This window comes from Citrobacter sp. MGH110 (assembly GCF_001037515.1).
In the GTDB taxonomy this organism is placed as follows: domain Bacteria; phylum Pseudomonadota; class Gammaproteobacteria; order Enterobacterales; family Enterobacteriaceae; genus Citrobacter; species Citrobacter portucalensis.
The window spans coordinates 14,090-27,208 of record NZ_KQ089834.1; the positions used below are offsets into that span (position 1 = coordinate 14,090).

Genomic DNA, 13,119 nt, shown 5'->3' on the forward strand with positions numbered 1-13,119 from the left:
TGGCCTGCTTAACGCGATGGTTAACAAGCCCCCCACTACAATGGATCACGACATTATACAGAAAAGGAGCGCCAATACTGAATCTACCACTGATTTTAGACCTGACGCTGGCGCTACTCTGCGGATTTACGTTCCAGAACAATCTTCCAAAACGCGTCGATCAGCGGTTCATGCAGCCGCTTTTTCGGCGCGCAGACGCCAAGCTCGAACGGTGTTTTTTCGTCACTGCGCTCTAAAATCATCACGCGATTACGTACCGGCTCCGGGCTGTTTTCTAGCACCACTTCCGGCAGCAGCGCCACGCCGCAGCCCAGTGCTACCATTGAGACCATCGCTTCGTGGCCACCCACCGTGGCGTAAATCGATGGGTTGCTGATTTTGTGACGACGGAACCACAACTCGATGCGGCGGCGTACCGGACCCTGATCGGCCATGATAAACGGCACCGTTGACCAGTCCGGCTTATCGACCGATACCTGATTTCGCACCGGGCAGGGCAGCGCTGGAGCGATCAACACAACCGTCAGATTCTCCAGCATCGAGAACGCCACCGCGCCAGGCAGCGTTTCGGGCTTACCGGCAATTGCCAGATCGGCTTCACCAGTGACCACTTTATCCATCGCATCGGCGGCGTCGCCGGTGGTGAGCTTAATTTCCACTGACGGATGCTCGGCGCGGAAACGGTCAAGGATTGGCGGCAGATGGCTGTAGGCGGCAGTTACCGAACAGAAGATATGCAGTTCGCCCGACAGCGACGGCCCTTGTTGATCTAGGGTGTGGCGTAACTGCTGGTACTGCAACAGCGTCTGTTGGGCAAACACGCGCAGCTCTTCACCTGCTTCGGTCAGTGTAACCGTGCGGTTATCGCGCACAAACAGCGGCTGGCCGAGGTCTTCTTCGAGGCGCTGAATCTGCCGGGAAAGCGTGGATGGGCTGACGTGCATTGCCCGCGCGCTGCGGCCAAAGTGACGACTTTCAGCCAAATGCAGGAACATTTTCAGATCGCGTAAATCCACAGACGAGCCTCCGATTTTCTACGTTGCATAAATTGCAATGTGACGTTGTGAATATATCAATTTCCGCAATAAATTTCCTGTTGTAATGTGGATTCAATCTCGCAAATACAAATCTGCGAACCGAATAATAAGCACCACAACACAACATCACGGAGTACACCATCATGGCTAACTACTTTAATACACTGAACCTGCGCCAGCAGCTGGCACAGCTGGGTAAATGTCGCTTTATGGGTCGCGACGAATTCGCCGATGGTGCGAGCTACCTTCAGGGTAAAAAAGTGGTCATCGTCGGCTGTGGCGCCCAGGGTCTGAACCAGGGCCTGAACATGCGTGACTCCGGGCTGGATATCTCCTACGCACTGCGTAAAGAAGCCATTGCTGAGAAGCGTGCTTCCTGGCGTAAAGCGACCGAAAACGGCTTCAAAGTGGGTACCTACGAAGAGCTGATCCCGCAGGCTGATCTGGTGGTTAACCTGACTCCGGACAAGCAGCACTCCGACGTTGTGCGTTCTGTACAGCCGCTGATGAAAGACGGCGCAGCGCTGGGTTACTCCCACGGCTTCAATATCGTGGAAGTGGGTGAGCAGATCCGTAAAGACATCACCGTTGTGATGGTGGCACCGAAATGCCCGGGTACTGAAGTTCGTGAAGAGTACAAACGTGGTTTCGGCGTACCTACGCTGATCGCCGTTCACCCGGAAAATGATCCGAAAGGCGAAGGCATGGCGATTGCTAAAGCCTGGGCTGCGGCTACTGGCGGTCACCGTGCGGGTGTGCTGGAGTCCTCCTTCGTTGCGGAAGTGAAATCTGATCTGATGGGTGAGCAGACTATCCTGTGCGGTATGCTGCAGGCCGGTTCTCTGCTGTGCTTCGATAAGCTGGTAGAAGAAGGTACTGACCCGGCATATGCTGAAAAACTGATTCAGTTCGGCTGGGAAACTATCACCGAAGCGCTGAAGCAGGGCGGCATCACTCTGATGATGGACCGTCTGTCTAACCCGGCGAAACTGCGTGCTTACGCGCTGTCCGAACAGCTGAAAGAGATCATGGCGCCGCTGTTCCAGAAACACATGGACGACATCATCTCCGGTGAATTCTCTTCCGGCATGATGGCTGACTGGGCCAACGACGATAAGAAACTGCTGACCTGGCGTGAAGAGACCGGCAAAACCGCGTTCGAAACCGCTGCCCAGTTCGACGGTAAAATCGGCGAGCAGGAATACTTTGATAAAGGCGTTCTGATGATTGCGATGGTGAAAGCGGGCGTTGAGCTGGCGTTCGAAACCATGGTGGATTCCGGCATCATCGAAGAATCTGCTTACTACGAATCACTGCACGAACTGCCGCTGATCGCCAACACTATTGCCCGTAAGCGTCTGTACGAAATGAACGTGGTTATCTCTGATACCGCAGAATACGGCAACTACCTGTTCTCTTACGCTTGCGTACCGCTGCTGAAAGAGTTCATGACCACCCTGCAGACCGGCGACCTGGGCAAAGCGATTGCTGAAGGCGCGGTAGACAACGCGCAGCTGCGTGACGTGAACGATGCGATTCGCGGCCATGCTATCGAGAAAGTGGGCCAGAAACTGCGTGGCTACATGACCGATATGAAGCGCATTGCGGTCGCAGGATAATTCCTCATAGAGGAATGGCATATCAACAGCGCTTCGTAGGCCGGATAAGCGAAGCGCTATCCGGCAAAAAAAGCCCGGTGTTTAAACACCGGGCTTTCTATTAGTTACGGTACAGCACTTTAATGATGTGGTAACCGAACTGAGTGTGCAGCGGACCGGTTGGCTCCAGCACAGGGCAGGAAAAGACCACTTTATCGAACGCCGGAACCATCTGGCCCTGACGGAATTCGCCTAAATCACCGCCGCGTTTGCCTGATGGGCAGATGGAGTGTTTCTTCGCCAGTTTGCCGAAGTCGGCGCCGTTTTTAATCTGTTCCAGAAGATCCAGTGCCAGTTTCTCTTCTTTAACAAGGATATGCACTGCTGCTGCTGTTTTTGCCATGATCGTGCCTTCAAAAGGGGGTCTGTAAGGCTCGCGATTTTAGCATGGCTTACCGTCGATACAGCACTTTGATGATGTGGTAGCCAAATTTGGTTTTTACAGGCCCGTAAGGTTTAAGCAGTGGGCAGCTAAACACAGCGGCATCAAATGGCCCCACCATCATCCCCTGTTTGAACTCGCCCAGATCGCCTCCGTTGCGCCCAGAGGGGCAGCGAGAATAGCGTTTTGCCAAATGATCGAAGCTAATACCGCGATCCAGCTTGCTCAGGATCTCCAGAGCTAATTTCTCTTCTTTCACCAGGATATGTAGGGCTGCCGCGCTCTTAGCCATTATTTTGTTCTCATGTCTCAAAGATGTCCCATTACTTTATCACCCGTCTTAGTCGTGGACATATACTCTTCGCCATCGCGGGACAGATGTCTCGTCTGATGCATGGAAACGGGAGATGAGCGACATTTTCTCTGCCGCATTCCCTTTTGCCGGGGACCTCCGTCCTGTCCCTACAGCCATGGAGCGAGATATCATGGATACAATGAAAAAAACTGAATTTTCAGTCGGATGGCTTACCGGGCTGGGTGATATTGTTCGCGATCCACAGCTCTATGAATTATTGAAATATTGCCCTCTGGACATCATGCAGCGCTGGCGTTTTGAAGAGATCCAACGCGGTGCCTTTATCTGTCGGCAGGGGGAAATATGTCAGCGTTTTTCGCTGATTATTGCCGGTGAAGTCGATGTTTTCTATGAGGCTGAAGATGGACGTCGTTATCGTCAAGCCCGCTACCGGAAAGGCGATATGCTGGGCGAACTCGAGATTTTTGAGTCGCGCCATTACATCTGTTCGGTAGTGGCGGTAGGACATGTGCAGCTTCTGAGCTTATCGCAGGAATACTTCAGCCGCTGGCTGGCGTTAGATAACCATTTTAACCAGCGGATGCTGCGCTTCTTTAGTCAGCAATATTACCAGCTGTCGAAAAAGGCCAGCAGCGACAATCTTTACTCGCTGTATCAGCGAGTGTGCCAGGCGTTATGGCTGCGTTATCAACAAGATGGCACGAATGAAATTTTGCTGGATAAGCTAAACTTCAGTCAGGAACTGGCGGCGACGACCCGCAGTATTAATCGTATTTTGCATGACCTGAAAGCGTTACAGATTATTGATACCGATGGTGAACGCATTGTGTTGTTAGCCCCTGACAAATTAAAGCGGGAGGCTGATATCGGATAACCGCAAGAGTGAAGGAGGCGGGAGAATGTCGCTGCAACCCCATATCCAGTTAAGCAAGGAGATGACAGGCGCACGCTATGCGCTGCTGCCGGGAGACCCGTTGCGGGTAGATCGCATCGCCAATTTTCTTGATAACCCAGAATCGCTTGGTCAAAACCGTGAGTTTCGCGCCGCGCGAGGTTGGTATCAGGGGATCGAGATTTTAGTGCTCTCTACCGGAATCGGTGGACCGTCTACGGCTATTGCCATTGAAGAACTGCGTCAAATCGGTGTAAAGACCCTGATTCGTATCGGTAGCTGCGGGGCATTGCAGGATAATCTTGCGCTTGGTGACGTGATTATCGCCCATGCCGCGGTAACGGATGACGGGACCAGCCGTACCTATGCGCCTGCGGGCTATCCGGCCTGCGCCGACCCGCAGTTAACCTGGGAACTGATGGCGCAAGCGCGGCAGATGAATATTCCCGCCACATGCGGCCTGGTGCGCAGCCACGATAGTTTTTATACCGACCGGGAAGCGGAACTGGATGCGCAGTGGTCGGCACTCGGCGTTCTGGGTGCGGATATGGAAAGTGCCGCTTTGATGACCATCGGTGCGCTGCGCGGGTTACGTACGGCGTCATTACTCAATGTGGTGGTTGCCCACAACGGTTGTCTGGATAGCAGTATCAATGATTATGTCCAGCAGGAAACGTTGTGCCAACAGGGCGAAGAACGGCAAATTACCCTGGCGCTACGCGCCATTCATTCCGATAGTCAGCAAGGAGGTCAGTGATGGACTTTTTTAGCATTAACAATGTAATGGTCAACATTCCTCTCGGCGAAGGCGGCTATGCACTATCTTGGATTGAAGCCATTGGTACCGTATTTGGTCTGTTATGTATCTGGTGTGCCAGCCGGGAAAAAATCATCAATTACCTGTTTGGCCTGATTAACGTCACGCTGTTTGCGGCAATCTTTTTCCAGATTCAGCTCTATGCCAGCTTGTTGCTACAGGTGTTTTTCTTCGCCGCTAACATTTACGGTTGGTATGCGTGGAGCCGACAAAATGAGGCGCAGGAAGCTGCACTCAAGGTACGTTGGCTTTCCCGCCAGCAAACCCTGGTACTGGGCGGCGTTTGCGCGGTGGCGATAGTTTTGATGACGCTGTTTATCGATCCGGTGTTTGCAGCGCTTACCCGCATTATGATTGCACTGCTACAAATGATAGGTATACCGGTCGCGATGCCTGACCTTCAGCCCGATGCCTTCCCGTTCTGGGATTCCACCATGCTGGTGTTGTCGATTGCGGCCATGATTCTGATGACGCGTAAATATGTCGAAAACTGGCTGCTGTGGGTGCTCATCGACGTGATTAGTGTGGTTATTTACGCGGTACAGGGCGTTTACGCCATGTCGCTTGAGTATGTCCTGCTGACGGCAATCGCGGTGATGGGATCCTACAGCTGGATCAAGAGCGCACAGCGCAACGGTTACACACCGCTTGCCGCGACGGTTTCCTGATTGACCCGATTTTCTGGCTACTCACAGGGGTAGCCAGATACTCTTTTTCTCCCTCTTTCTGCTACAATCCACCTCCCCCGTGTTTACAGATTGAGCAATCCCTTATGCGTTTGAACCCCGGACAACAACAAGCCGTCGAATTCGTCACCGGACCTTGCCTGGTGCTGGCGGGAGCGGGTTCCGGCAAGACGCGTGTTATCACCAACAAAATAGCCCATCTGATCCGTGAATGTGGCTATCAGGCACGACATATTGCGGCAGTGACCTTTACCAATAAGGCTGCGCGCGAGATGAAAGAGCGCGTGGCGCAAACGCTGGGTCGTAAAGAGGCGCGTGGGTTGATGATCTCCACCTTCCACACCCTGGGACTGGATATCATTAAGCGTGAATACGCGGCGCTGGGGATGAAATCTAACTTCTCGTTGTTTGACGATACTGACCAGGTGGCCTTGCTTAAGGAACTGACCGAAGGGCTAATCGAAGACGATAAGCTTATTCTCCAGCAGCTGATCTCGACGATCTCCAACTGGAAAAACGATCTGATGACTCCGGCGCAGGCGGCAGCCAGCGCAAAGGGCGAGCGCGATCGTATTTTTGCCCACTGCTATGGTCTGTATGACGCGCATATGAAGGCGTGTAACGTCCTCGATTTTGACGATCTTATCCTGCTGCCCACTCTGCTGCTACAGCGCAATGAAGAAGTGCGTGAGCGCTGGCAAAACAGAATCCGCTACCTGCTGGTGGATGAATATCAGGATACCAACACCAGCCAGTACGAGCTGGTGAAGTTGCTGGTAGGGAAACGTGCGCGCTTTACCGTCGTGGGTGATGACGATCAGTCGATCTACTCCTGGCGCGGCGCCCGTCCGCAGAACCTGGTACTGTTGAGCAAAGATTTTCCGGCTTTACAGGTGGTGAAGCTGGAGCAAAACTACCGTTCATCAGGTCGCATCCTGAAAGCGGCGAACATCCTCATTGCGAACAATCCACACGTCTTTGAAAAGCGGCTCTTTTCTGAGCTGGGCTACGGCGCTGAGCTGAAGGTGCTGAGCGCAAATAATGAAGAGCATGAAGCCGAACGTGTGACCGGGGAATTAATTGCCCATCACTTTGTGAACAAGACGCAATATAAAGACTACGCCATCCTGTATCGCGGTAATCATCAGTCGCGCGTGTTCGAAAAGTTTCTGATGCAGAACCGTATCCCGTACAAAATTTCCGGCGGAACATCGTTCTTCTCGCGTCCGGAGATTAAAGATTTGCTGGCCTACCTGCGTGTGCTGAGCAACCCGGATGACGACAGCGCATTTTTGCGCATCGTAAACACGCCAAAGCGTGAAATCGGTCCGGCCACGCTGCAAAAGTTGGGTGAATGGGCGATGACACGTAATAAAAGCCTGTTTACCGCCAGCTTTGATATGGGGCTTAGCCAGACACTGACCGGGCGCGGGTATGACTCTCTGACCCGCTTTACGCACTGGCTGGGTGAAATTCAGCGCCTGGCGGAGCGCGAACCGGTTGCCGCTGTACGCGATCTGATTCACGGTATTGATTACGAATCCTGGCTGTATGAAACCTCGCCGAGCCCGAAAGCGGCTGAAATGCGTATGAAAAACGTCAATACGCTGTTCAGCTGGATGACGGAGATGCTGGAAGGCAGTGAGCTGGAAGAGCCGATGACCCTGACCCAGGTCGTTACTCGCTTTACCCTGCGCGACATGATGGAGCGTGGAGAGAGCGAAGAAGAGCTGGATCAGGTGCAGTTGATGACGCTGCATGCCTCCAAAGGGCTGGAGTTCCCGTACGTGTTTATGGTGGGAATGGAAGAAGGATTTTTGCCGCACCAGAGCAGTATCGATGAAGACAATATCGACGAAGAACGTCGTCTGGCTTACGTAGGGATTACGCGTGCACAGAAAGAACTCATCTTCACGCTGTGTAAAGAGCGTCGTCAGTACGGTGAGCTGGTGCGTCCGGAACCGAGTCGTTTCCTGCTGGAGCTGCCACAGGATGACGTTATCTGGGAGCAAGAGCGTAAAGTGGTGAGCGCTGAGGAGCGGATGCAAAAAGGGCAGGCCAGCATTGCTAATATTCGGGCAATGATGGCGAAAGCCAAAGCGAAGTAGGTATTTTGTAGGTCGGATACGTGTAAACGCGCGCTATCCGGCAACCAACATCTAATGAACGTCCAGTGGCCAGTGGACATAGCTTTGCCACTGACTTTCCTGATCGATTAACTCTTTACCTAGCGGATGATGTTCCAGCCAGCCTTCTGGTAGCGTGACCGTCAGGTGCTCGTTTCTTGCATCCATTTGAATTTCCGGCACAAGATCGTCACGGCGACGGCTGGCGAAGATGATCGCCAAACGTAGCAAACGGCAAAGATGCTCCGCGATGCGCGGTGGCACTGCGTTTTGCTGGTGGAGCGAAGAGAGATCGACGGGATTGGTCTGGTTGAGTAACAGCGTTGCTAGCAGTTTCTTTTGCGCAGGGGTAAAACCCGGGAGATCGAGATTGCGCACCAGATAAGCGGCATGCTGTGGTGCCTGTTTAAAATCAACGCTTAGGCCAATTTCATGCAGCTGACAGGCACTAATCAGTAGTTCGCGGCTAATCGGTTCAAGATGCCACTTTTTTTCTACCTGATCGAGAAATTTAGTCGCTAAATTGGCAACGCGATGTGCTTGCTCTGTATCGACCATAAAGCGACGCTGGATATTGCGTAATGTGCGGCTACGAATATCCTGATCCACCGCCAGATGCAGCATGCCGTAGACCAGACCTTCACGTAATGCGCCGCCGGCCAGGGTCATGCATTGAATGTTCAGTTCGGTGAAAATAGCAATCAGAATGGCCAGCCCGCTGGGGAAAACCAGCGCACGTTCCAGCGTTAACCCTTCGATTTCCAGCTCTTCCAGACGACCACAGTGAATGGCGCGCTGCTTAAGCTGCTGAAGTTTGGCCAGCGTAATGCGCTCATCCATACCCTGCGCCATCATGATTTCCTGCAACGCCTGGACGGTACCAGAGGCACCAACGCAAACTTTCCAGCCATGAAAACGCAGTTTGTCGGCGACCGGGCGCAGAACTTCACGTGCGGCCTTCTCTGCCTCGTCAAAGTTTTCCTGTGCCAGATTACGATCGGTAAAATAGCGTTCGAGCCAGGTGACGCAGCCCATCGACAGGCTGAACAGAGAGGTGGTTTGTGCGCCGGAACCAGTGACTAATTCAGTGCTGGCGCCACCAATATCCACAACCAGACGCTGATCGGCACCGCCGGTTGTATGGGCTACACCTTGATAAATCAGTCGCGCTTCTTCTTCACCGCTAATTACCTGGACAGGGCAGCCAAGGATCTCTTGCGCTTTAGCAATAAACACATCGGCATTTACGGCGATGCGTAATGTTGCGGTGGCGACCACGCGGATTTGAGGATGCGGAATATCCTGCAGACGTTCTGCAAACAAGCGCAAGCATTGCCAGCCGCGCTCCATCGCTTCAACAGAGAGCTCGTTGTCACCGTTGAGTCCAGCGGCCAGACGCACTTTGCGTTTGATACGCGTGAGCGTCTGGATGCTTCCTGCCACCTCGCGTACAACCAGCATATGAAAACTATTCGAGCCGAGATCGATTGCTGCATACAGCGAAGTAGAATTCATACACTTCATCCTTCAACCTGTATCTGTGTTGGCTGCGTTCTCTCACCCGAATCACCTACTAAAATAAGCTCATCGGGATTCGTTTTCTTGCCGCCTTGATACAGGCTGAATGATTTTGTGTATGGCATAACTTTTCTTAACCTGAACGACGACGATTACGCGGAGCACCACCGGTACGGCGTGGGCCATTGCCTGTACGCGGGCGCGTTAAGCGCAACGGCTTCGGCAGATCGGTCATCAGCGCATCCGGGTTATATTTGCTGACCGGAATCGAGTGGCCGATATAGGTCTCGATTGCAGGTAAATTCAGCGCGTACTCTTCACAGGCCAGGCTGATAGAGTGACCGCTTGCGCCAGCACGTCCGGTACGACCGATTCGGTGAACGTAATCTTCACAGTCATCCGGCAGGTCATAGTTAAATACGTGCGTTACTGCTGGGATATGCAGGCCACGCGCAGCGACATCCGTCGCAACGAGAATGTCGAGATCGCCACGGGTGAACTCATCAAGAATACGCAGACGTTTTTTCTGTGCTACGTCACCGGTCAGCAGACCGACGCGATGACCGTCCGCAGCAAGGCTGCCCCAGATATCTTCACAACGATGCTTGGTGTTAGCAAAAACAATGGCGCGATCTGGCCACTCTTCTTCAATCAGCGTTTGCAGCAAACGCATTTTCTCTTCGTTGGAAGGGTAGAAGAGCTCTTCTTTAATGCGGTGGCCAGTTTTCTGTTCCGGTTCGACTTCAACGTACTCAGCGTTATTCATCTGTTCGAACGCCAGTTCGCGAACGCGGTATGAGAGGGTTGCAGAAAACAGCATGTTCAGACGTTGGGTGGTTGGCGGCATACGACGGAACAGCCAACGGATATCTTTAATAAAGCCCAGATCGTACATACGATCGGCTTCATCCAGCACCACGACCTGGATCGCGCCCAGATTAATGTGGTTCTGTTTTGCATAGTCGATGAGACGACCGGTCGTGCCGATAAGAATATCGACGCCGCTTTCCAGCACTTTCAGCTGTTTATCGTAACCATCGCCGCCATACGCCAGGCCTAATTTCAGACCAGTGGTCTGTGCCAGCGGCTCGGCATCGGCGTGGATCTGCACGGCTAACTCACGCGTTGGCGCCATAATTAACGCACGCGGTTGGTTCACCTTGCGATCGGCAATCGCGGGATGAGAGAGAAGATAATGAAACGTTGACGTCAGGAACGCCATCGTTTTTCCGGTACCGGTTTGCGCCTGCCCGGCAACATCACGACCAGCCAGCGTTAGCGGCAGCGCGAGGGCCTGAATGGGCGTACAGTTATGAAAGCCTTTATTTTCAAGGGCTTCTATCACCTTTGGGTGCAGGGCGAAGTCGGAAAACTTCTGTTCTGTTAAATGTGTTTTGCTCATAGTGTGGTAGAATATCAGCTTACTATTGCTTTACGAAAGCGTATCCGGTGAAATAAAGTCAACCTTTAGTTGGTTAATGCTACATCAACACGTCGTTGATTAATGCTACACCAATGCACCAGGCTTATTCCTGTGGAGTTATTATGAGCGATAAAATTATTCACCTGACTGACGACAGTTTTGACACGGATGTACTCAAAGCGGACGGAGCAATCCTCGTTGATTTCTGGGCAGAGTGGTGCGGTCCGTGCAAAATGATCGCTCCGATTCTGGATGAAATCGCTGACGAATATCAGGGCAAACTGACGGTTGCTAAACTGAACATTGACCAAAACCCAGGCACCGCGCCGAAGTATGGTATCCGTGGCATCCCGACCCTGCTGCTGTTTAAAAACGGCGAAGTTGCGGCGACGAAAGTCGGCGCGCTGTCCAAAGGTCAGTTGAAAGAATTCCTCGACGCTAATTTAGCGTAAGGAAGTCTCATGATCGGGCGACCCTACTTCGAAATGATTCGGATGACTGGACGCCCGACTTGAGTCGTGCTAAGTTAGTGTTGACTTCGTATTAAACATACCTTATTAAGTTTGAATCTAGTTATATCCAATACTTCCCGTTGTTTCTCGCGCGAGGAGTGGACAGATTCTTGGCTTGTCACTCAATCCGTCTTGTCGTTTCAGTTCTGCGTACTTTCCTGTGACCAGACAGCGAACAGACATGAGTTGATGGCCGTAAACAGGCATGGATGACCCTGCCATACCATTCACAACATTAAGTTCGAGATTTACCCCAAGTTTAAGAACTCACACCATTATGAATCTTACCGAATTAAAGAATACGCCGGTTTCTGAGCTGATCACTCTCGGCGAAAATATGGGCCTGGAAAACCTGGCTCGTATGCGCAAGCAGGACATTATTTTTGCCATCCTGAAGCAGCACGCAAAGAGTGGCGAAGATATCTTTGGTGACGGTGTGCTGGAGATATTGCAGGATGGATTTGGTTTCCTCCGCTCTGCAGACAGCTCCTACCTCGCCGGTCCTGATGACATCTACGTTTCTCCCAGCCAAATCCGTCGTTTCAACCTCCGCACTGGTGATACCATTTCTGGTAAGATTCGCCCGCCGAAAGAAGGTGAACGCTACTTTGCGCTGTTGAAAGTTAACGAAGTTAACTACGACAAACCAGAAAACGCCCGTAACAAAATCCTCTTTGAGAACTTAACGCCGCTGCACGCAAACTCTCGTCTGCGTATGGAACGCGGTAACGGTTCTACTGAAGACTTAACGGCGCGTGTACTGGATCTGGCATCGCCGATCGGTCGTGGCCAACGTGGTCTGATTGTTGCTCCGCCGAAAGCGGGTAAAACCATGCTGCTGCAGAATATCGCGCAGAGCATTGCATACAATCATCCTGACTGCGTGCTGATGGTGCTGCTGATTGACGAACGTCCGGAAGAAGTTACCGAGATGCAGCGTCTGGTGAAAGGTGAAGTGGTTGCCTCTACCTTTGACGAACCAGCCTCCCGCCACGTTCAGGTTGCGGAAATGGTTATCGAGAAGGCGAAACGTCTGGTTGAACACAAGAAAGACGTTATCATTCTGCTTGACTCCATCACCCGTCTGGCGCGTGCATATAACACCGTGGTTCCGGCTTCCGGTAAAGTACTGACCGGTGGTGTGGACGCCAACGCCCTGCATCGTCCTAAGCGTTTCTTTGGTGCTGCACGTAACGTGGAAGAGGGCGGTAGCCTGACCATCATCGCGACTGCGCTGATTGATACCGGCTCTAAAATGGATGAAGTTATCTACGAAGAGTTTAAAGGTACCGGCAACATGGAACTGCATCTCTCTCGTAAGATTGCTGAAAAACGCGTCTTCCCGGCTATCGACTACAACCGTTCTGGTACCCGTAAAGAAGAGCTGCTCACTACCCAGGAAGAGCTGCAGAAAATGTGGATCCTGCGCAAAATCATCCATCCGATGGGTGAAATCGACGCAATGGAATTCCTCATTAACAAACTGGCGATGACCAAGACCAACGACGACTTCTTCGATATGATGAAGCGTTCCTGATTCGGGCATCATCTGAAAACGCCACGTTTTTACGTGGCGTTTTGCTTTTGTGGATGTAATCTTAACGACACAATAATAATAATCCGGTATGACATACCGCCTGGCGATGAAGGGTTGTAATTCGTATTTTGTGGTTAATAATCATACAGAACCACCTGATATGGAATCGGGTTTCTCTTCTGAATAATCGCCTGGATGGTTATACTTCATATATT

13 protein-coding genes are annotated in these 13,119 nt (G+C 52.1%); 8 read left to right on the forward strand and 5 right to left on the reverse strand.

Annotation, left to right across the window (positions count from 1 at the left end):
* Positions 1-113: 113 nt before the first annotated feature.
* The gene (ilvY, locus tag SK38_RS22740; protein WP_003829023.1) at positions 114-1,016 is read right to left on the reverse strand and encodes an HTH-type transcriptional activator IlvY; all 903 of its coding nucleotides are present in this window, start codon (positions 1,014-1,016) and stop codon (positions 114-116) included.
* A gap of 164 nt (positions 1,017-1,180) precedes the next feature.
* On the opposite strand from ilvY, the gene ilvC reads away from it, so the two are divergent.
* A complete protein-coding gene (gene ilvC / locus SK38_RS22745) occupies positions 1,181-2,656 on the forward strand; it encodes a ketol-acid reductoisomerase (RefSeq protein WP_003829020.1) in 1,476 nt (491 codons plus the stop codon).
* A 100-nt stretch (positions 2,657-2,756) separates the two neighbouring features.
* Here the strand turns inward: ilvC and ppiC (SK38_RS22750) are convergent, their stop codons facing one another.
* Positions 2,757-3,038 (reverse strand): peptidylprolyl isomerase PpiC, encoded by a 282-nt coding sequence (ppiC, locus tag SK38_RS22750; protein ID WP_003017999.1) that lies wholly within the window; start codon positions 3,036-3,038, stop codon positions 2,757-2,759.
* A gap of 49 nt (positions 3,039-3,087) precedes the next feature.
* Positions 3,088-3,369 carry a peptidylprolyl isomerase PpiC gene (ppiC, locus tag SK38_RS22755; RefSeq protein ID WP_038634595.1) on the reverse strand — a complete coding sequence of 94 codons (282 nt, stop codon included), beginning with the start codon at positions 3,367-3,369 and terminating at the stop codon, positions 3,088-3,090.
* Positions 3,370-3,562: 193 nt separating this feature from the next.
* Here ppiC (SK38_RS22755) and SK38_RS22760 point away from each other — a divergent pair, with 193 nt between their 5' ends.
* From SK38_RS22760 to rep, 4 genes are all read left to right on the forward strand, one after another.
* Positions 3,563-4,267, forward strand: coding sequence for a Crp/Fnr family transcriptional regulator (locus tag SK38_RS22760; RefSeq protein WP_048237123.1), 705 nt, complete (start codon positions 3,563-3,565; stop codon positions 4,265-4,267).
* Between the two features lie 25 nt (positions 4,268-4,292).
* Positions 4,293-5,042 carry a nucleoside phosphorylase gene (locus SK38_RS22765; protein ID WP_048227515.1) on the forward strand — a complete coding sequence of 250 codons (750 nt, stop codon included), beginning with the start codon at positions 4,293-4,295 and terminating at the stop codon, positions 5,040-5,042.
* On the forward strand, positions 5,042-5,770 hold the full coding sequence (gene pnuC / locus SK38_RS22770) for a nicotinamide riboside transporter PnuC (protein WP_048237106.1): 729 nt from the start codon (positions 5,042-5,044) through the stop codon (positions 5,768-5,770). The genes SK38_RS22765 and pnuC overlap by 1 nt, the downstream gene beginning before the upstream one ends.
* Before the next feature lie 104 nt (positions 5,771-5,874).
* Entirely contained in the window at positions 5,875-7,896 is a 2,022-nt protein-coding gene (gene rep / locus SK38_RS22775; RefSeq protein ID WP_003829018.1) for a DNA helicase Rep, read from the forward strand.
* Positions 7,897-7,947: 51 nt separating this feature from the next.
* On the opposite strand, the gene gppA is transcribed toward rep, so the two are convergent.
* Both gppA and rhlB read right to left on the reverse strand, forming a co-directional pair.
* Complete coding sequence (gene gppA, locus SK38_RS22780; protein ID WP_003829016.1) at positions 7,948-9,429, reverse strand: guanosine-5'-triphosphate,3'-diphosphate diphosphatase; 1,482 nt, start codon at positions 9,427-9,429, stop codon at positions 7,948-7,950.
* A gap of 136 nt (positions 9,430-9,565) precedes the next feature.
* Positions 9,566-10,834 carry an ATP-dependent RNA helicase RhlB gene (rhlB, locus tag SK38_RS22785; protein ID WP_003829013.1) on the reverse strand — a complete coding sequence of 423 codons (1,269 nt, stop codon included), beginning with the start codon at positions 10,832-10,834 and terminating at the stop codon, positions 9,566-9,568.
* A 143-nt stretch (positions 10,835-10,977) separates the two neighbouring features.
* Here rhlB and trxA point away from each other — a divergent pair, with 143 nt between their 5' ends.
* The 3 genes from trxA to rho all read left to right on the forward strand — a co-directional run bounded on the left by trxA (position 10,978) and on the right by rho (position 12,904).
* Positions 10,978-11,307, forward strand: coding sequence for a thioredoxin TrxA (gene trxA / locus SK38_RS22790; RefSeq protein WP_001280776.1), 330 nt, complete (start codon positions 10,978-10,980; stop codon positions 11,305-11,307).
* 130 nt (positions 11,308-11,437) lie between these two features.
* Complete coding sequence (locus SK38_RS24590) at positions 11,438-11,557, forward strand: rho operon leader peptide (protein WP_071993059.1); 120 nt, start codon at positions 11,438-11,440, stop codon at positions 11,555-11,557.
* An 87-nt stretch (positions 11,558-11,644) separates the two neighbouring features.
* Entirely contained in the window at positions 11,645-12,904 is a 1,260-nt protein-coding gene (rho, locus tag SK38_RS22795) for a transcription termination factor Rho (RefSeq protein ID WP_002437993.1), read from the forward strand.
* Positions 12,905-13,119 lie beyond the last annotated feature (215 nt).